Genomic DNA, 18,247 nt, shown 5'->3' with positions numbered 1-18,247 from the left:
CGACGAAAGGCAACGCGAAACCATGAAGATCGGCAGAGCAACAACCCCGGCAGGTACCACCTTCGTCGGCATCGACCCCCAGGCCCGCCAGCACCAGGTCCGCGAGATCGCCGGTACCCCGTTCGGCGAGGTGTCGTTCACCGGCAACTCCTGGGGCCTGAACGACGTCGAACTCCTCGCCCCGGTGACCCCGTCGAAGGTGCTGTGCATCGGGAAGAACTACGCCGACCACGCCGCCGAGATGGGTGCCGAGGCACCGGCGGATCCGGTGATTTTCATGAAACCGTCAACCGCGGTGATCGCCTCCGGGCAGCCGATCATGTTGCCGCGCAGCGCTACCGAGGTCCACTACGAGGGCGAACTGGCCGTCGTGATCGGCGCGCCAGCGTTCCAGGTCCCGGCAGAGGACGCCCTGAAGTACGTGTTCGGCTACACGATCGGCAACGACGTGGTCTCCCGAGATCAGCAGCGACACGACGGCCAGTGGACACGAGGAAAAGGACATGACACCTTCTGCCCACTCGGACCGTGGATCGAGACCGACCTCGACGCGTCGAGTCTGTCCATCGTCACCACCGTCGACGGACAGGTACGTCAGGACAGCAGCACTTCACTTCTGCTGCACACGATTCCCCGCATCATCGAATGGATCAGCGAGGCCATGACCTTGCTGCCCGGTGACGTCATCCTCACCGGAACGCCGAAGGGCGTCGGCGAACTCTCCCCCGGCCAACGGGTACAGGTCACCGTCGAGGGGATCGGCACACTCGACAATCCCGTCGTCAGCGGTCATCGATGACCCGCCACATCCGCCTTACCTACGCGCGCTCGTGGCTGCTGGTCTCGGCCGCCCAACCGGACCTGCATGCCACTTCCCGCGACTGTGCCGCCGACGTGGTGGTCTACGACCTCGAAGACGGGGTCATCCCCGCACACAAGGACCACGCACGTCAAAATCTTGCGAGGTTGCTCTCGTCCGAGGATGCCCACGGCTGGGTCCGGATCAATGCCCGCTTCACTGACGAGTGGAATCACGACCTCGAAGCCCTCCGCGGCCTTCCCGGACTCCGCGGAATCATTCTCGCCAAATGTGAAGCGCCCTACGAAATCGATGCCACCGCCGACCGTCTCAGTCGACGGCTGCCCATCGTCGCGCTGATCGAATCCGCCCGCGGCATCGAGTTCGCGTACGACATCGCCTCGGCTGGCGCCACCGCCCGGTTGGCATTCGGCAGCGGCGACTTCCGCCGTGACACCGGCGCCGGTGCGGACTCTGCGGCACTGGGCTATGCGCGCGGGCGACTGGTGGTGGCCAGTAAGGCTGCTGGTCTTCCCGGGCCGATTGACGGGCCGACCCTGACGTCCGACGACTCAGTCCTCCGCGAAGCGCTCGACGTCACCCAGTCGATGGGGATGACCGGAAAGCTCTGCCTGACCGAGCAGCATGTGGAGCACATCAACCGCGAACTCAGCCCCACCACCGCCGACGTGACCTGGGCGGAGGACGTGATCGATCGGCTCGGCCCCGACGGAGGCAACGTCACCAAAGGTAGCGACCTCCCCACCCTCTCCCGCGCCCGCACCATCCGCCGCCTCGCCGACATCTTCGCCACCTCGAGGGAACCGGCCAGCCACGGCAACGCGAGCTGAACACCTCACCTCGGACCTCAAGGGCAACCCGGAGTCGTCGGCAGCTACCAACCCCGGAAGCCGAGAACAGGAGACATCACGATGACCGACCGCCCACAGCCGAACAACTTGCTCGACTGCGCGCACTCGGTGCGGCCACCATCTACGAAGCACAAGGTTCGGAAGCAGATCACGCAGGGTGTCACGACCGTGGAAGTCCTCGGCCTGCACACCTACTTCCCGAACTGACCACCGACGAGACGGAACGATGTCCTCGCTCACGCACTCCATCGCCCACCTCCAGCCCCTCACCCCGTACTGGGACTGGCAACTACAGGCCCGCTGCCGCGACGTGGAGGCCGACATCTTTTTCTCGCCGGAAGTCGAAGGACGCACCGCACGCCTCCGTCGCGAGAAAACAGCGAAACGGATCTGCACCGAATGCCCGGTTCACCGCGAATGCCGACAGCACGCCCTCACCGCGAGAGAGGCATACGGCGTGTGGGGCGGCACGTCCGAAGCGGAGCGGCGCTACCTCTTACCCGAGCCGGAGGCTACGCGAAAGTACACTAACCCGACCCGGAGGCTGCGAGTGTCGTTAAGACATCCACCTCCGGGAAAGCCTCAGCGAGAAGGCAACTCAGTGGAGCTAACGCCCGCCACGACGAACCATCTCGGGCCAGGTTGATCACCAAAGCGGTCATCGCGTCATGCCTCGCCAGCGCATGCTCACGTCTGCACGTTGGATCCTCCTCAGCCCTGCCACGATGGGAATGTGTCATCTCCCAGGTGATGAGCCGATCCGGCTTACCATTCCGATGCGCTGGACGTGATCTCGCGGGCGCGGTGGGGCCAGTCCGGGTCGCTTACCAGCGCGGTGATGCGGCGGCCATCTCGGTGTTGCCGTCGATGCCGAGCCGGCGGAGCGTGCAAGCGATACGCGCTGAGCCGGCCACCGGCCGCCGGTGGTTTCGACCAGGGCGGCGAGGACGGCAGCCGCCTCGGTGTCGCTGAGTTCTACAGGCTCACCGGTCATGCCTCATAACCCCCGGCTGCCGGTGGTCAGCCAATGCTCGCTCGGCGCACCGAGGCGCGGTACCAGGGATTGCGCATCGATCGCATCAACGCTCCTTCACGCCCTCGCCACGGCCGCGACGAATCCGATGCGATTGACAGCCGCGCACCCCGCAGCCATTGCTGTGACCAGCTCCGGACCGTTCGACCTCCCGAAGGCCGCCAGCAGCAGCACAACGGCTAGGTAGTGGCTGTGAGTCGCCCTCAGGGCTGTGTTTGCCGCACCGGGTTATGCCCGGGCGCCGAGTGTTTCGAGGAAATCCGCAATGGTCGCTTCTAGCCGTTCCGCGTGGTTGTGCGGCGTGGTGGCGAGTCGGGATCGTGCCATCGCTGGTCTGCTTCGGAGGTGCCACCCCAGACGCCGTAGGGTTCGCCCACGGTAATCGCGGGGGTGTGGCACTCGCGTTGCACAGGGCAGGTGGCGCAGACGGCTTTCGCCTGCCGTTCGCGGCGGATGCGCGCGCCTCGTCCTTCGTCGTCGTGGGCGAAGAACAGCTCGGCGCCGGTGTACCGGCACCGAGCGTGCATCTGCCAGTCCCAGAGCTGAGTACAGGGCGGGGGTAGGCGCGGCGTCAGGCTGAGTGAGGCATCGTCCCGGCCAGTTCGGTCCGCTCGAGGTCAGTTCGGGAAGTAGCTGCTCAGGGTCCCGGTCAGACCGAGGAGTTCGACGGTGGAGGCGCCCTCGGCGATCTGTTCGCGGAACTTGGTTTCCTTGTCCTCGCGGGCCTGGGCGAGCTCGAGGGCGGATTCGACCTCGCCAGCGCGGACCACGACCAGGCCGTCGCGGTCCCCGACGATGATGTCGCCGTTGTGGACGGTGGTGCCCGCGATGTCGACGGGTTGGCCGACGCTGCCCTTGTAGGCCTTGGTCGTGCCCCGGATCGACAGGCCCTTCGCGAAGAGCGGGAACTTCATGTCGATGATCTCCTCGGCGTCGCGGACCGCGCCGTGGATGACCAGGCCGACGATCCCGGCCTTCTGCGCTGCGGCGGTGAGCACGTCACCCCAGGCTCCGGCGTCGAGGAAGCCGCGCGCGTCGGCGACGAGGATGTCGCCGGGGCGGGCGTGCTGCAGGGCGGCGTGCAGCATCAGGTTGTCGGCAGGACCGGCGTCCACTGTGAGCGCGGGACCGGCAAGCTTCATCGACGGGTCGATCGGCTTGATCACCGCATCGATGGAGCCGCGCTGCCCCTGGGCCTCGTAGATGGTGGCGGCACCCAGCTCGCGGAGGCGGGCGAGTTGCTCGTCGGTGGGTCGAGTGCTCATGGTGTTCTCCTGTTTCTGCGCGGTCGTGTCACCGCGACTGTGGTGCTCGGTCTGCCCGAAGATGTTGCGGCTCTGCAGATGTGAGGTGTGACCGGCGGACTACGGACCGGCGGTCAGGGGGCGGAGCTGCGGATCTGTGGAGGCGCTCCGGTGCTGCGCGGTCGGCGCGGGTCACCGGCGCCGGAGGACGAGGGCTTCCACTGTTCCCGGGTGCGGTGGCACCTGGTAACCGATCCGACAGAAAAGTACATTATCAGAACACTCCCTGCCATCATAGAGATCCGATCAGGTAGTTGACAGGCCGTTATCGGACTATCGCTCATATTTTGTACTCGTAGTGAGGTAGCAGAAGACCATGAAGTTGGCGATCATCGGATGCGGTGAAGTGGGCCGTCTGTATGCCCGGGCCGCCGCGGATCCCTTCGAGATCGCCCCCTGCGATGCGTATCCGTCACCAGCGGGCCCTGATCAACGCCCCTGCCTCCACCGGCACTCAGATCCTCCCCGACCTCGCACCCCTGCGCCTCAGCGAAATGCGCGAGCACCTCAGACGCGAACTCGCACAACACCCACCCCAGGCCCCGCCCACCGCATCCCCATCCGGCTCAGCGACGACGAATACACCCTCGCCCACGCTGCCGCCCACACCGCCGGCCAGAACCTCGAAGCCTCCGGTCCACGACCGCATCACCGACGCGCTCGACCCACCCGAATAGCACGTTCAGTGGGGGGTGAAGAACAGCTCCATCCCGATCATGAACCACGCCACCATCGGCACGAACGCGCACACCAACGGCAGCGCGAACTGGCGGCCGGCACGCCAGGGAACCGTCATCACACCGCACGCCACCACCACAACGGCTGGTCCCGCCCAGCTCACCCAATACGAGGCCGGCAGCGGATCAGACCCGAACGAGGTGAACGAGCCATTCGGATACACCCGCGGCTGCGGAACATCCCCGTAGTGCTGCCACAGCAAACCCGCCAGCAGATAGCAGAAGAACCCCAACAGCAGACCCGCGCACCACCCCCAGCGAAATCCGCAGCCCTTTTCCCGATCCCGCGGGCGGCGGTCTCAGCGCATCGGCAAGACGGGAATCATCAGAGGTCAGGTCAGATCCTCGGTGGGAGCGGACCTCATCGGCGAGGGAAAGGTTCTGCACTTCGGTCTCTCGGAGGCGAGCGCACGAACGATCCGCCGCGCGCACGCTGTGCAACCGGTGACGGCAGTTCAGAGTGAGTACTCGGTCTGGACGCGAGATGTCGAACAGAACGGCGTACTCGGCGCGTGTGAGGAGTTGGGAATCGGCTTCGTCCCGTGGGCTCCGCTGGGAGAGGGCTATCTGACCGGCAAGATCGACGCTCGCTCCCAGTTCGACCCGGCAACGGACCTTCGATCGCGGTTCCCACGCTTTACTCCCCAGAACCTGGCAGCGAACACGCCGATTATCGATCTGCTGAAACGGTTTGCAGAAGCGAAGAACGCGACACCCGCCCAGGTTGCACTGGCATGGCTGATGGCGCAGAAGTCATTCATCGTTCCCATCCCAGGTACACGCAGCACTGATCACCTGAACGAGAACATGGGAGCACTCGATGTTCAGCTGACGCCCGGAGATCTTCGAGAGATCGACAACCAGCTCTCGACGATCACCGTGTACGGAGAACGCATGGATGACGCGAACATGCAGATTGTCGACCGCACAGTGTGACATCTGACCTGCTAGCGGTGCCAATTACGTAGGTTCTGCGTGCCCCGTGCGTCTCGTCTGCCAGGACTCGGGAACGCGCACGAAGTCGGTGGGATTGACCGTCGCCGCCGGCACCCGGACACCTACCTGTCCCCCGCCGGGCTCAGGAGCGGGGCAACTCGACCCCGGGCAGTAGTTCGGGTCCGCCGAACCGGGGCGGCCGCATCGCCTTTACGTGGCCCCAATCATGCTGCGTTGCCACACATTTGACTCGTTCGTCGATGCCGACGCCGACGGGCGGTTCGTCGACTGTCCATGCTTTCGGACCTACGACCGAAACAGCTGGGTTGGGGGTCACTGGTGTTACCCCTATAAACGGGGTCTCCCTCGGGCGCGCGGACTGGTCTTGACTGGGGTCACCGAACGAAAGGGACACAGGACATGTCTGACAAGAAGGTGTGGTTCGTCACCGGCGCGGGCCGCGGCATGGGAAGCGACATCGTCAAGGCGGCGCTCGCCGCCGGACACGCGGTCGTCGCGACCGGCCGGAACGCGGACCGGGTCCGCGACGCGATCGGTGAGCACGACGACCTCCTCACGGTCGCGCTGGACATCACCGACCCGGACGCCGCCAACGCCGCGGCGGAAGCGGCCGTGGAGCGGTTCGGCAGCATCGACGTACTGGTAAACAACGCCGGCAACTTCTACGCCGGCTTCTTCGAGGTGATCAGCCCCGCGCAGTTCCGCGCTCAGATGGAGACGAACTTTTTCGGCCCACTGAACGTGACCCGCGCGATCCTGCCGGTGATGCGTAAACGGCGCAGCGGTCACGTGATCACCGTCAGTTCCACCGCGGGACTGGTGGGGCAGGAGTTCTGCGCCGCGTACGCAGCGTCGAAGTTCGCTCTCGAGGGCTGGATGGAGTCCCTCCGCTACGACGTCGCACCGTACGGAATCACCACCACGCTGGTCGAACCCGGCTTCTTCCGCACCGAACTCCTCGTTGAGGGCGCCTCGTCGATCTGGCCGGAGCTCTCGATCGCCGATTACGACGAGCGCACCAACGCCACTATCGTCGCCTGGAAGAGCATGAACGGCGCCCAGGGTGGGGATCCAGCCAAGCTGGCTGCGGCGTTGGTCGGTCTCGCCGACTCCGAACAGCCGCCGCTGCGCTGGGTCGCCGGCGGCGACGCCGTCGAGGCCGCGGAGCAGAAGGCTCATCTGCTGCTCGAGCAGGTCGCCGCGCACCGCGAGCTGTCGTCGTCGCTGGCCCACGACGACGTCAACGCCTGAGAGACGATCGTCCCCTTCCCCGAGCGCACCGAGGTCCTCGCACCCGAGGACCCTCGCCGACGGTGTCACCTACACAGTCACCCGGCCCCGCCACACCGCCTCCAGCGAACTGTGGATCATGCCCACCGGCCAGGCCTGTCAGGCCACAACCAACCAAGGAACTATCTGATGAAGCACATCACTCTGGGTGGACTGGACGTCTCCCGAATCGGTCTCGGAGCCATGACCATGGCCGGCACCTACACCACCGGCGGCGGCATCGACGACGCCGAATCGATCCGTGCCATCCACCGCGCCCTCGACCTGGGCGTCACGCACATCGACACCGCCGAGATCTACGGTCCCTTCCACAGCGAGGACGTGGTCGGTCGGGCGATCAAGGATCGCCGCGACGAGGTGGTGATCGCCACCAAGTTCGGTCTTGTCTCGCACTCCGGTGGTGGACCCGGTGTCATCGACAGCAGTCCGGCGAATGTTCGTGCCGCGGTCGAAGGCTCATTGCAGCGTCTGGGTACCGACCGTATCGATCTCTACTACCAGCACCGCGTGGACCCGAACACTCCGATCGAGGACACCGTCGGTGCCCTTGGCGAGCTGGTCGCCGAGGGGAAGGTTCGCCACATCGGCCTATCGGAGGCAGGTCCCGATACCATCCGCCGCGCCCATGCAGTGCACCCGGTGGCCGCGCTGCAGACCGAGTATTCGCTGTGGACTCGTGACCCAGAAGCCGAACTCCTGCCGCTGCTGCGCGAACTCGGAATCGGGTTCGTCCCCTACTCGCCGCTCGGACACGGTTTCCTTACCGGGCAGATCCGCACCGTCGACGATTTCGCGGACGACGACTGGCGTAAGGACAATCCACGATTCCTCGGGGAGAATTTTCAGCGGAATCTGCGCATCGTGGATGAGGTCCAGGCCATCGCGGCACAGGCCGGCGCCACGCCGGCGCAGATCGCCCTGGCATGGCTGCTGGTCCAGGGCGAGGACATCGCCCCGATCCCCGGCACGAAACGAGTGGTGCGGGTGGAGGAGAACACGGCCGCCGACGGCATCGAACTCAGCGCAGATCAGATCGATCGGCTGAACAACCTGACACCCGCCGCTGGGGCGCGTCACAACGAAGTAAATATGGCGAGCATCGACCGCTGAGCCACGCGTACCCTCGCAGAACAGCTTGGACGCGAAGGATGTATGGAAGTCGCGGCGCGCCGTCGCCTCCAGCGCGAACTCGTGGATTTTCCCGGCCGGCCATTCAGGTTGCGACTTGCTTTGGCAGCGCAGTGGCGATCCGGGCGGTGAGCGGCGTATGGGCACCGACAAGGACGTAGATGACCCGCAGGACCGGCCGCCACCGGGGTTCGACCCTAGGGAAGCGATCATCTTTGGCGCACTGATCGCGCTTCTCGCCGCCCTGACCTATCTGGACAACATCTGAGACTGCCGCCGTCTCCGCTCCCTGGTCCGCCAACGCGTGCAGGCGCCCTCCTGCATTGCCCGTCACTGCAGCGGGCTTCGCCGACATCGACACCGGTCGTCGTCCCCTCCGGCGACCGAACACGAAGGAGCGAAAGTGCGGCACAAATCTGAGTTTCCGGTCTGAAGTGCAGTCGGATCGCCCTGGGTGCCATGAGCTTCGGCGATGAATCCCGGAAGAAGTCACGGCACTCGAAGACCACGACACACTGCGCGAGCCGACTTACTTCCGACCACCACGCCTTCCCGGGCGCGGCGCGATTGTGCGCCGCGCTCCCCCTTTGCGACAACAGAAAGCGAAACCATCGTGTGGAGTTACGAAGACCTCCGAACGATCCGCGAGAGCCCGGACCTGTTCGTCTCGCCTTTCCGTGAGGACGGCAAGAGCTACGGCACGCCAACTCAGACCTGGGCGCTTGTCGTCGGGGACGAGGTCTACGTCCGCGCCGCCAACGGTCAGCAGTCGAGCTGGTACCAGGCCGCCATCAGCCAGAAGGCCGGTCGCGTCCGCGTTGCCGGCAAGTTCTTCGACGTGACCTTCGAGACGGCCGGGGGGGATGTCGAGGAAGCCATCGACACGGCCTACGAGGCGAAATACCCGGGTAGTCCGGCGGTTCCGATCATGCAGGGCGCAGGCCCGCGTGCGTCGACGGTGCGCATCGCTCCGCGCTGACTCGATACTGCCCGATTATTTCTTCTGAAAGGCACGAATGACCTCCCAGACGTCGGAACACTCAACCCCGAGCGACGTCGCCCCGGATCGATTCCCATGGTGGCCTCTGCTCGTCCTCGGCTTTGCCTGGTTCCTGGGTGTGGCCGTCGAGCTCAGCCCGGCCGGAATGCTCGGTGGCATCGCCGACGAACTTGACGTGAGCGTTACAGCGGTGGGGACGTTGACGACCTTCTTCGCTCTCGGCAATGCCCTTCTGGTGCTGCCGTTGACCGCGCTGTCGCTCCGATTCGCTCGGCGCACAGCCCTTGTCACCGTCATGATGGTCTTCGTAGTCAGCAACATCGTCGTCGGTCTCGCACCCTCGATCTTGGTCGCTGACATCGGCCGATTCGTCGGTGGCGCCGCCTACGGCGTGGTGTGTGCGCTGTTCCCCGCAGTCGCTGTCCACATCGCCGGTCCCACACACGCCGCTCGGGCGGTGACGTTGGTGTTCGCAGCGAGCACCCTCGGCATGTCCCTCGGCGCACCTATCGCGTCGCTCACCGGCGACGCGTTTGGTTGGAGGATCACGTTCCTCGGAGCTGCCGCGGTGGCGCTCGTCGTCGGGATGTTGATGTCACGCACGGTGCCCGACATCCGAACCACCAGTGAGCGGCGGGTGTCGCTTGTCGAGGCAGGTCGCCTGCCTGGTGTGCTGCGCGTGTGCATCGGGTGGGCGCTGCTCATGCTCGGACATTTCGTAGTCCTCACCTACATCGACGCCTACCTCGAAGATCTCGGAGTGCCTACCTTCGTCACCAGCGTCTCGCTGTTCCTCCTTGGCGTCGGAGGCCTTATCGGCGTGTTCGTCATCGGCCGGATCGCGAAGAAATCCGTCATCACCGCGCTCATCGCGGCACCGATGATCGTTGCCTCAGCTTTCGCAGTCCTGGCTCTCGGCGGAAACGCCCTCCCAGTTGTCCTCGCCTCGATCGCAATCTGGGGAGTCGGTTTCTCCGGAACGGTCCTGATCTATCAAAGAGCCATCCTGATCACCGGGCGGCGCGCACCGGAGACCGCAACAAGCATCGGAGTCCTACTCGCGCAGGGCGGTTTCGCAGCAGGAGCAGCGATTGGAGGCGTCACCATCGAGGTCCTCGGCGTCGCGACGATCCCAGTCGTCGCTCTGGTCTTTGTACTGGGGACGATAGTGATCGCAACAACTCTTCGGCCCGCGATCCGAAGCGCCACCTGAACGCCGCAACGCACACCGTGTTACTGGCATCGATTGGGCCGCGCATCGAAGCTGCGTCCGGATGGTCGGTATCACCGGAGTTGTGGAACGGGTGGGGATTCAGGTAATCCGGGGGCGCGCTGCCGTGCCTCAGGTCGAGGATGACTGGAGTGCTGGGGGTTGTCGACTCGGGCGGGTTCTGAGCACTCCCGCAAGCCGGCCGTGTAGGCACAGGAGGCCGGCCAGTCAGACCGGGAGGCCGGCCCGTCAGGACACGCTGAGAGCCTCTGCTACCGAGGTGAGGTAGTCGATGTGTGCGTCCACGGAGTCGAAACCCAGGCCCATCGTGACAACCGATACATGGGTGCCACCGGCCTCACGCCAGGCATCGATATCCGCCGTGACGTCGGATACGCCTCCGATTGGATGCGCCACATAATCCGCGCCGAAGTCGTCGACCGACCTGCCGTAGCCGGCCACGCGATCACGTAGTTGGTCCCACGCACCGCCGGCACGGTCGGCGCCGCCGCCGAAGATGAAGCCGTCAGCGAGCCGCGCCGCCCGATCGAACGCGGCTTCCCCTGCCCCACCGAGCCAGATCGGGATGGGCCGCACCGGCTTCGGCAGCAACGATGCTCTATCCACCCGATGGAAGCGGCCCGAGAAGTCGACGACAGGCTCGGTGAACAACCGGCGAAGCAATTCGATCTGTTCTTCCTGTCTGGCGCTGCGGAAGAACCATGACGCCGGTAGCGAAACCGATCCGCTCGGTGATTCCGGCCAGATAGGCGAACATCACAAAGGGGTCGTGGAAAGGGTCGCGGTCGGTATAGGTGCCCACCAGCTTCGGCGTTCGATCCGCGTGAACGGCACCCAGCACATGCTCGTAGGCCAGGAGATGGTCGAAGCCCAACTCCTCAACCGCTTTGCCAAACCTTCCAACAGCGTTCGGATCTCCTCCGAGCTCGGTTTGTGGATAGACGACGCCGATCTGCATGCTGCGTCCTTTCAACTGACAGTTGGCTGAGCCGTGAAGCGTCATCGATGGGTCTCGCGGCCCAACCACCGGTCGTGGCGAAACCGACCAACAAGGCAAGTGCCATGGAGTGCACTCGGTCAGGCCTGGTCGGTGGGCATGATCCACAGTTCGCTGATGGCGGTGTGGCGGGGCCGGGTGACCATGTAGGTGACACCGTCGGCGATGTCCTCGGCTGCGAGGACCTCGGCTGCGAGGACCTCGGTTTGCTCGTTGAAGGGGTCGATCATCTCTTTGCGGATTTCGGGCTTGTTGTGCGAGCCGAGTTCGGTGTCCACGCCGCCGGGCTCGAGGACGCCGACGCGCACGTGCCGACGAGTGACCTCCTGACGCAGGGATTCGGTGAATCCGTTCACCCCGAACTTGGTGGCGTTATAGACGCCGTAGCCGTTCCAGGCGACGCGTCCGGCGATCGAGCTGATGTTGACGATGTCGGCGACCCGGCGGGGGTCCTCCTCGGCGGCCTGCAGCAGGTGCGGCAGCGCGGCGTGGGTGGTGTAGAGCAGGCCCTGGACGTTGACGGCGATCATCCGGTCCCACTCCTCGGGGTCCGCGCCGACGACCGGGCCGAGGAGCATCAGACCGGCATTGTTGACCAATATGTCCAGCCGCCCCAGTTGCTCGACGGTCTGCTGCACTGCCGCCTCGGCCTGGCCGCGGTCGGTGATGTCCGCCCCCACCGCCAGAGCGGTGCCGCCGGCCTGCTCGATGTCCGCGACCAGCGTATCCAGACAGTCCTTGCGGCGCGCCACGAGCGCGACGGCGGCACCCTGCTCGGCCAACCGGCGAGCGGTCGCAGCACCGATACCGCTGCTGGCACCGGTGACGAGGGCGACCGTACCGATCAATGTCGAAGCCATGGGTGTGTCCACTTCCTTCTAATGGGAGTCGATCAGCGAGCCTTCGGCATGTAACTGCCCGTTCACGGCAGGCTGATCACTGGAGCCGCCGGCCGGTGAGCACTGTTCCCTTCTGGAGTGATGGTTGATTCCTAGGGCTAGATCGTGCCCCGGCCGGTCGGTGAGGTCACCTATAGCGCTGATGGGGTGTCGTGCCGCGAGCACTGATCCATTAGGTTGCCGCCGGGTGCCTCTGGGCTCGAACAGGTTTCATCCAGAATAGGAGACCAAAGGAGGCGATCGATGATCTTCGTCGGAGACGACTGGGCCGAACAACATCACGATGTCCATTTGATGGATGACACGGGAAGGCGACTGTCGTCGCGTCGGCTGCCGGAAGGACTGGCCGGCATCCGCACATTGCACGAACTGATAGCCGAGCACGCTGCAGACCCAGCTCAGGTCGTGATCGGCATCGAAACCGACCGCGGCCTGTGGGTACAGGCGCTGACCGCCTCCCACTATCAGGTGTACGCGATCAACCCACTCGCGGTCGCGCGCTACCGCGACCGGCACCACGTCTCGGGCGCGAAGTCCGATCCGGGTGACGCGAAGCTGCTCGCGGACCTGGTGCGCACCGACCGACACAACCATCGGCCGATCGCCGGCGACAGCCCGGACGTGGAGGCGATCAAAGTCCTCGCCCGCGGACACCAGAACCTGATCTGGGCCCGCACCCGGCAAACCAATGCACTGCGGTCGGCGCTGCGTGAGTACTACCCGGCCGCGCTGGAGGTGTTCGAAGACCTGCACGACCGCGACACGCTCGCCGTACTCGGCCGCGCCCCGACACCCGCCGAGGCCGCGCACCTGACCCTGCCGGCGATTCGATCCGCCCTCAAAAAGGCTGGCCGGCAACGCAACCTCGACACCCGAGCCCACGACATCCAGAACGGGTTGCGGGCCGAGCACCTGACCGCGCCGGCGCCGGTTGCAGCCGCGTTCGCCGCCACCACCCGCGCCGCGGTCGGCCTCATCGTCGAGTTGAACCGGCAGATCACCGAACTCGAGGCCGAATTGGCAACACATTTTGAGTCACACCTGGACGCCGACATCTACCGCTCCCTGCCAGGACTTGGTGTCGTACTCGGCGCCCGGGTGCTCGGTGAGTTCGGGGACGACCCCGACCGCTACACCACCACCAAGTCTCGCAGAAACTACGCCGGCACCTCCCCGCTAACGATCGCGTCCGGCAAGAAACGCGCGGTACTCGCCCGCCACGTCCGCAACCGGCGCCTCTACGACGCCATCGACCAATGGGCGTTCTGCGCGTTGTCGTCCAGTCCCGGCGCCCGCGACTTCTACGACCACCGCCGCGACGCCGGCGACCTGCACCACCAAGCCCTCCGCGCCCTCGGCAACCGCCTCGTCGGCATCCTCCACGGCTGCCTCGGCCACCACACCCAATACGACGAGCACATTGCCTGGGACCATCGACGCACCGCCCGAGCCGCTTGACGACTACAGCCCTGGGGTGTCTAGCGTGTGTGGGTCCGGGATACCCAGTCAAGAACAGGCCGCCCGCCCGAGGGAGTCCCCGCCTATAGGGGTAACACCAGTTACCCCCTACCCAGCTGTTTCTGTCGTAGGTTCGAGAGCATGGACAGCCGAGGTGACATCCGTGAGTTCCTGACCACCCGGCGTGCGCGATTGACGCCGGAGCAGGCAGGGCTGCCGAACTTCGGGGGTCGTCGCAGGGTTCCGGGACTGCGGCGCGAGGAAGTCGCGTTGCTTGCCGGCATGAGTGTCGAGTACTACGTCCGCCTCGAGCGCGGGAACGCCACCGGTGTGTCCGAAACGGTTCTCGACGGGATCAGTCGTGCGCTGCAACTCGACGACGCCGAACACCTACACCTCTACGACCTGGTCCGGGCCGCCAACCAGGGCGCCCGGCCGCGGCAGCGGCGGAAACCCTCCCGACAGCAGGGGGTGCGGCCCGGCGTGCAACAAACCATCGACGCGATGTTCAGCGTGCCGGTGATCGTGCAGAACGGGCGACTCGACATCGTTGCCGCGAACCGCCTCGGGTTCGCCCTCTTCTCGGAGATGTACGCCCAGCCGCAGCGTCCCGCCAACTTCGTCCGCTTCGTCTTTCTCAATCCCCGGGCCCAAACGATTTACCACGACTGGGAAGACGCCGCGCAGCAAACCGTCGCACTGCTGCGCACCGAGGCCGGGCGTGCACCCTATGACCGCGCCCTGTCCGACCTCGTCGGTGAAGTGTCCACCCGCAGCGAACTGTTCCGAACCCTCTGGGCATCACACGATGTCCGCGAGCACCGCACCGGGACCAAACGCATCCATCATCCGATCGTGGGAGACCTCGACCTCACCTACGAAGGCATGGACCTGACGACCGACCGGGGACTGCTCCTGCTGGCATACACCGCCCCGCCCGGCTCACCGTCGCACGAACGACTGCAACTACTCGCCAGCTGGGCGGCAACCAACGACGAAACCGCCCGCGCCCTGCCCGCGCCCACGGACACGACGGACACCGCCTGAGCCCCATTTCGCCGCAACCGGATCAAGACTCGATACCGTTTGCCCGCAGCAACGATCGGCAGCAGGAAGCCGCCCCACATGGTCGCTGCGGGCATCGGTCACGGACATCGTCGACCTCGCAAGGACGTGGCAGAGGCGAAAGCTGCCAAGATCACACAACAGGTGATCCATGAGCACATCGGAACGCCTCTCGCCGGCATAGGTGGATGGGCAACTGGCAGCGTCATCGTCGATGGCCGCACGCTGGAAGTGAGGGGCCGAACCTATCGAGTCTGTAGTAGTTCCTTGATGTGCGCGACGTGCTCGGCGTTCATCGGCAGTGGATCGAGTTTCTCCGCGCCGGGCCGCAATCCCGCGATCCTCACGGCCATGATCCGACGCCAACCTGTGTCGGTAACGCCGCGTGTCGTCGCGATGACGCCGCGGATGGACCAGAAGATCAGCTCCAGGTCGGCGTCGGTGGCATCCTCACGGATGCGGCCGTGCTCGCGGGCGATCCGTATTGCGGCGGCCGCGCCACCGGCAGTGCGCGATGATTGCCGCCCGCCAGAGCGATTGGTGGTGATGGTGCATCTGCTTCGCAGTCCACATGTCCGGGTTGACCATCCGCCCGATAGCCCTTGTAGCAGGATCCGAGGAACCGTTTCGTCGCCTCGCCGTCGGTGTCGACGGCGGCGCGCCGGGCCTCGCGCAGGATTTTGGCCCCACGCCGTACTCACCGGGAGGCACAGGCACTTCCGAGCGTTATGTGAGGCCGCGCAGCAACCGGCTCCACGATCGCGCTGTTGCCTCCTTCGCGGCGGAAACGCAGTCCTACTGCCGTCCCGCAATCTCGAAAGTTCGAAATTTTGTACGTACAGTACGTATGGGCTAGACGATATGGACCGATATGTTGTAACCTCCGTCACAGCGCTGGTCAGCCCGACGGTCGGGCACAGGTTCGGCGCAGCGAGGAGAAAGCGACATGCGCGCGGTTGTGCTCGACGGACGAGGAAACCACGAACTGGTGGACAACCCGGTGCCCGTTCCCCAGGTCGGCGAGGTCGTCATCGAGCCGGCAGCGGTCGGCGTCTGCGGAACGGACCTGCACCTGGTGATCGGCGACTACCCGACCGGCCGGTTCCCGGTGGTGCCCGGTCACGAATTCGCGGGCCGGATCGTCGAGGTCGGTCCGGGAGTGGAGAACTTCACGGTCGGTCAGCATGTGGCGGTGGACCCGAACGTGGCGTGCGGCAAGTGCGCGGACTGCCTGGCCGGTGTACCGAACCTCTGCGACTACCTGGTGCCGATCGGGGTCACCTCGGACGGTGCGTGCGCGGAGTTGGTGAGCGTGCCGACCAAGGTGGTCTATGCGCTCCCCGACGGAATGAGCATGGCTGCCGGAGCGCTGATCGAACCCCTCTCGTGCGTGCTGCACGGGCTCGGCCGCTCCCCCTCACTGGCCGACCGCCGGATCACGGTGTTCGGTGCCGGATCGATCGGGTTGCTCGCGGTCGTCGTCGCCCGCGCCGCCGGAGCCCGCAGCATCCACGTCGTCGAACCCAGCCCCGCCCGCCGGAAGGCCGCCCTCGATCTCGGTGCCGATGCCGCATTCGCCCCGGACGACACGCTTCCGCCCCGCACCGCTGATATCGCCCTCGAGGCCAGCGGGCACCCGGCCGCGGTTTCCGCTGCCATCGATCTGCTCGACAAACGCGGAACCCTGCTGCAGATGGGGGTGGTCAGCTCGGAGAAGACGATCCCGCTTCGGCCCTACGACCTGTTCGACCGCGAGTTGACCCTGGTGGGGTCGCAGTCTGTGGCGAACTCCTTCGCCGACGCCGTCGCGATGATGCCGGACATCGCCGAGACCGCCGAAAAGCTTGTCACGCACACATTCTCACTCGCCGAGTACGGCGACGCCATCGCCGCCGCGCACAGCGATTCGGCCCTCAAAGTCCATATCCTGCCCCACTCCTGATCGGAAACTTCGATGCAACACCAGATTTCCGAAGGCAGATTCGCCTCGTTCATCGAACGGATCGGTCTTCCCCCGACGTTGTTCCTCGGCTTCGTGGGCCTGCTGTTCTTCATGATCGGCGACGGCGTCGAGTCCGGCTACATCGCCCCGTATCTCGCCGACAACGGCGCCGGCAGCGAATCGCGCGCCGCAATCATCATCACCGTGTACGGGCTGATGGTGACCCTCGGCTCGTGGCTCTCCGGCGCACTGTCGGAAACCTGGGGGCCACGCCGGGTGATGTGGCTCGGCCTGGCCATCTGGGGCGTATTCGAGGTGTTGTTCCTCGCCGTCGCCCTGGGAACCGAGAACTATGTGCTGATGCTGATCTGCTACGGCATCCGCGGACTGGGATATCCCCTGTTCGCGTACGGCTTCCTGGTGTGGGTGCTCGCGGCGAGCCCGGCCCGACGGCTGGGTTCTGCGGTCGGCTGGTTCTACTTCGCCTTCACCGGTGGCCTGCCCACTCTCGGTTCGCTGCTCGCCAGCGGCACCGAGCCGATCATCGGCGAGTACACGACCCTGTGGCTCTCGCTCGGCATCGTGATCGCCGGCGGCCTGCTGTCACTGCTCGGACTGCGCGGCGCCGCCGGCGGTGACCGGTTGGCCCCGCACTCGACCACCACCGGCCAGAGCCTGGTCGCGAGCATCGCGATCGCCTTCCAGAACCCTCGCGTCGGACTCGGCTGCGTCATCCGAATCATCAACACAGCACCCCAGTTCGGGTTCCTGGTGTTCCTGCCGACTATCTTCTCCGACGACCTCGGCTTCGGCACCAGCGGCTGGCTACGCCTGGTGTTCATCGTCGGCGCCTCCAACATCTTTGCCAACCTGATCTTCGGCATCGTCAGCGACAAGATCGGCTGGCACCGCACCCTGCGGATCTTCGGCTGCCTCGGCTGCGCGGTCAGCAGCCTGCTGCTGTACTTCCTGCCGCAGACCTTCGGCGCATACTGGGTGGCCGCACTGTGCGCCGCACTGTTCGGCATCACTCTGGCCGGCTTCACCCCGATCTCGGTGCTGATGTCGCTGATGGCCCCGGAGAAGAAGGGCAACGCGATCGCCGTGCTCAACCTCGGCGCCGGCGCCGCGACGTTCGTCGGCCCGCTGATCGTCGCGATCTTCCTCGATCTGATCGGTGCGGGCGGTGTGACCATCATCTTCGCCGCGCTGTACGTGATCGCCGCCCTGTGCGTGCACTGGCTGACCCTGCCACCCGAGTCGCAGGAAATCGTCGAAAAGGGTCTGAGCCTGAGCGATCTGGACGTCGAAACCCACCACGTGATCGACCACCACCACGACAACAACGACGACCACGACGACGCGGTGGCCCGGGACGGCAGCCGGTAACAGCCCCGGCGACGCCGTCCCCACGAAGACCGCCGGCCGCCTCCGCCCAGGAGGCGGCCCGGCATTCCACGACACACCCCACCCGACACGGTCGCACGCACACAGCGTCGCGCCTGTCAGGACCAGAAGTTCTCGATCTCGAAGGA

17 protein-coding genes and 3 pseudogenes are annotated in these 18,247 nt (G+C 65.6%); 14 read left to right on the top strand and 6 right to left on the bottom strand.

The genetic code is table 11. The annotated features are described in order from the left end of the window. The first annotated feature begins 22 nt into the window (after positions 1 to 22). The 4 genes from OYT95_RS41840 to OYT95_RS41825 all read left to right on the top strand — a co-directional run bounded on the left by OYT95_RS41840 (position 23) and on the right by OYT95_RS41825 (position 2,317). Entirely contained in the window at positions 23 to 799 is a 777-nt protein-coding gene (locus OYT95_RS41840) for a fumarylacetoacetate hydrolase family protein (RefSeq protein ID WP_037235792.1), read from the top strand. Further along, complete coding sequence (locus OYT95_RS41835) at positions 796 to 1,650, top strand: HpcH/HpaI aldolase/citrate lyase family protein (protein ID WP_268792463.1); 855 nt, start codon at positions 796 to 798, stop codon at positions 1,648 to 1,650. Before OYT95_RS41840 ends, OYT95_RS41835 begins: the two co-directional genes overlap by 4 nt. An 81-nt stretch (positions 1,651 to 1,731) precedes the next feature. Further along, complete coding sequence (locus tag OYT95_RS41830; protein WP_268792462.1) at positions 1,732 to 1,878, top strand: hypothetical protein; 147 nt, start codon at positions 1,732 to 1,734, stop codon at positions 1,876 to 1,878. 19 nt (positions 1,879 to 1,897) lie between these two features. Then, on the top strand, positions 1,898 to 2,317 hold the full coding sequence (locus tag OYT95_RS41825) for a WhiB family transcriptional regulator (RefSeq protein WP_037235798.1): 420 nt from the start codon (positions 1,898 to 1,900) through the stop codon (positions 2,315 to 2,317). 662 nt (positions 2,318 to 2,979) lie between these two features. Here OYT95_RS41825 and OYT95_RS41820 read toward each other — a convergent pair. The 3 genes from OYT95_RS41820 to OYT95_RS41810 all read right to left on the bottom strand — a co-directional run bounded on the left by OYT95_RS41820 (position 2,980) and on the right by OYT95_RS41810 (position 4,978). Next, a complete protein-coding gene (locus tag OYT95_RS41820) occupies positions 2,980 to 3,231 on the bottom strand; it encodes a WhiB family transcriptional regulator (protein ID WP_268792461.1) in 252 nt (83 codons plus the stop codon). A gap of 90 nt (positions 3,232 to 3,321) precedes the next feature. After that, complete coding sequence (locus OYT95_RS41815) at positions 3,322 to 3,969, bottom strand: 4-carboxy-4-hydroxy-2-oxoadipate aldolase/oxaloacetate decarboxylase (RefSeq protein WP_037235801.1); 648 nt, start codon at positions 3,967 to 3,969, stop codon at positions 3,322 to 3,324. A gap of 721 nt (positions 3,970 to 4,690) precedes the next feature. Next, on the bottom strand, positions 4,691 to 4,978 hold the full coding sequence (locus OYT95_RS41810; RefSeq protein ID WP_268792460.1) for a hypothetical protein: 288 nt from the start codon (positions 4,976 to 4,978) through the stop codon (positions 4,691 to 4,693). Between the two features lie 124 nt (positions 4,979 to 5,102). Here OYT95_RS41810 and OYT95_RS41805 point away from each other — a divergent pair. From OYT95_RS41805 to OYT95_RS41780, 6 genes and pseudogenes are all read left to right on the top strand, one after another. Then, positions 5,103 to 5,681, top strand: a pseudogene (locus OYT95_RS41805) (aldo/keto reductase); the annotation flags it as partial. A 420-nt stretch (positions 5,682 to 6,101) separates the two neighbouring features. Continuing rightward, the gene (locus tag OYT95_RS41800; RefSeq protein ID WP_268792459.1) at positions 6,102 to 6,953 is read left to right on the top strand and encodes an SDR family oxidoreductase; all 852 of its coding nucleotides are present in this window, start codon (positions 6,102 to 6,104) and stop codon (positions 6,951 to 6,953) included. Positions 6,954 to 7,121: 168 nt separating this feature from the next. Beyond that, positions 7,122 to 8,102, top strand: a complete 981-nt coding sequence (locus OYT95_RS41795; protein WP_268792458.1) for an aldo/keto reductase — start codon at positions 7,122 to 7,124, stop codon at positions 8,100 to 8,102. A gap of 25 nt (positions 8,103 to 8,127) precedes the next feature. After that, the gene (locus tag OYT95_RS41790) at positions 8,128 to 8,388 is read left to right on the top strand and encodes a hypothetical protein (RefSeq protein WP_268792457.1); all 261 of its coding nucleotides are present in this window, start codon (positions 8,128 to 8,130) and stop codon (positions 8,386 to 8,388) included. Between the two features lie 345 nt (positions 8,389 to 8,733). Continuing rightward, the gene (locus OYT95_RS41785) at positions 8,734 to 9,099 is read left to right on the top strand and encodes a DUF2255 family protein (protein WP_268792456.1); all 366 of its coding nucleotides are present in this window, start codon (positions 8,734 to 8,736) and stop codon (positions 9,097 to 9,099) included. Between the two features lie 37 nt (positions 9,100 to 9,136). After that, complete coding sequence (locus OYT95_RS41780; RefSeq protein WP_268792455.1) at positions 9,137 to 10,333, top strand: MFS transporter; 1,197 nt, start codon at positions 9,137 to 9,139, stop codon at positions 10,331 to 10,333. A gap of 246 nt (positions 10,334 to 10,579) precedes the next feature. Here the strand turns inward: OYT95_RS41780 and OYT95_RS41775 are convergent. Then, positions 10,580 to 11,309 (bottom strand): annotated as a pseudogene (locus tag OYT95_RS41775) (LLM class flavin-dependent oxidoreductase). A 119-nt stretch (positions 11,310 to 11,428) separates the two neighbouring features. Then, complete coding sequence (locus OYT95_RS41770; protein ID WP_268792454.1) at positions 11,429 to 12,208, bottom strand: SDR family NAD(P)-dependent oxidoreductase; 780 nt, start codon at positions 12,206 to 12,208, stop codon at positions 11,429 to 11,431. A gap of 282 nt (positions 12,209 to 12,490) precedes the next feature. Here OYT95_RS41770 and OYT95_RS41765 point away from each other — a divergent pair, with 282 nt between their 5' ends. Further along, positions 12,491 to 13,705 (top strand): IS110 family transposase, encoded by a 1,215-nt coding sequence (locus tag OYT95_RS41765; RefSeq protein ID WP_268792453.1) that lies wholly within the window; start codon positions 12,491 to 12,493, stop codon positions 13,703 to 13,705. 141 nt (positions 13,706 to 13,846) lie between these two features. Beyond that, a complete protein-coding gene (locus tag OYT95_RS41760; RefSeq protein ID WP_268792452.1) occupies positions 13,847 to 14,752 on the top strand; it encodes a helix-turn-helix domain-containing protein in 906 nt (301 codons plus the stop codon). A 476-nt stretch (positions 14,753 to 15,228) separates the two neighbouring features. On the opposite strand, the pseudogene OYT95_RS41755 reads toward OYT95_RS41760, so the two are convergent. Continuing rightward, positions 15,229 to 15,455: pseudogene (locus OYT95_RS41755) on the bottom strand (hypothetical protein); the annotation flags it as partial. A 261-nt stretch (positions 15,456 to 15,716) separates the two neighbouring features. Between OYT95_RS41755 and OYT95_RS41750 the strand changes: the two are divergent. Beyond that, positions 15,717 to 16,712: an alcohol dehydrogenase catalytic domain-containing protein gene (locus OYT95_RS41750; protein WP_268792451.1), complete on the top strand. Its 996-nt coding sequence runs from the start codon at positions 15,717 to 15,719 to the stop codon at positions 16,710 to 16,712. A 12-nt stretch (positions 16,713 to 16,724) separates the two neighbouring features. Then, positions 16,725 to 18,101 carry an MFS transporter gene (locus OYT95_RS41745; protein ID WP_268792450.1) on the top strand — a complete coding sequence of 459 codons (1,377 nt, stop codon included), beginning with the start codon at positions 16,725 to 16,727 and terminating at the stop codon, positions 18,099 to 18,101. Positions 18,102 to 18,247 lie beyond the last annotated feature (146 nt).

The organism is Rhodococcus sp. JS3073 (genome assembly GCF_026810085.1).
Taxonomy (GTDB): Bacteria; Actinomycetota; Actinomycetes; order Mycobacteriales; family Mycobacteriaceae; genus Rhodococcus_F; species Rhodococcus_F wratislaviensis.
This window is presented reverse-complemented; position numbering and strand designations above follow the sequence as displayed.

Bases quoted from the DNA above. Each gene is read 5' to 3' on its own strand.
- OYT95_RS41840 (WP_037235792.1), top strand. From the start codon at position 23: ATGAAGATCGGCAGAGCAACAACCCCGGCAGGTACCACCTTCGTCGGC.
- OYT95_RS41835 (WP_268792463.1), top strand. From the start codon at position 796: ATGACCCGCCACATCCGCCTTACCTACGCGCGCTCGTGGCTGCTGGTC.
- OYT95_RS41830 (WP_268792462.1), top strand. From the start codon at position 1,732: ATGACCGACCGCCCACAGCCGAACAACTTGCTCGACTGCGCGCACTCG.
- OYT95_RS41825 (WP_037235798.1), top strand. From the start codon at position 1,898: ATGTCCTCGCTCACGCACTCCATCGCCCACCTCCAGCCCCTCACCCCG.
- OYT95_RS41820 (WP_268792461.1), bottom strand. From the start codon at position 3,231: ATGCACGCTCGGTGCCGGTACACCGGCGCCGAGCTGTTCTTCGCCCAC.
- OYT95_RS41815 (WP_037235801.1), bottom strand. From the start codon at position 3,969: ATGAGCACTCGACCCACCGACGAGCAACTCGCCCGCCTCCGCGAGCTG.
- OYT95_RS41800 (WP_268792459.1), top strand. From the start codon at position 6,102: ATGTCTGACAAGAAGGTGTGGTTCGTCACCGGCGCGGGCCGCGGCATG.
- OYT95_RS41795 (WP_268792458.1), top strand. From the start codon at position 7,122: ATGAAGCACATCACTCTGGGTGGACTGGACGTCTCCCGAATCGGTCTC.
- OYT95_RS41780 (WP_268792455.1), top strand. From the start codon at position 9,137: ATGACCTCCCAGACGTCGGAACACTCAACCCCGAGCGACGTCGCCCCG.
- OYT95_RS41770 (WP_268792454.1), bottom strand. From the start codon at position 12,208: ATGGCTTCGACATTGATCGGTACGGTCGCCCTCGTCACCGGTGCCAGC.
- OYT95_RS41765 (WP_268792453.1), top strand. From the start codon at position 12,491: ATGATCTTCGTCGGAGACGACTGGGCCGAACAACATCACGATGTCCAT.
- OYT95_RS41760 (WP_268792452.1), top strand. From the start codon at position 13,847: ATGGACAGCCGAGGTGACATCCGTGAGTTCCTGACCACCCGGCGTGCG.
- OYT95_RS41750 (WP_268792451.1), top strand. From the start codon at position 15,717: ATGCGCGCGGTTGTGCTCGACGGACGAGGAAACCACGAACTGGTGGAC.
- OYT95_RS41745 (WP_268792450.1), top strand. From the start codon at position 16,725: ATGCAACACCAGATTTCCGAAGGCAGATTCGCCTCGTTCATCGAACGG.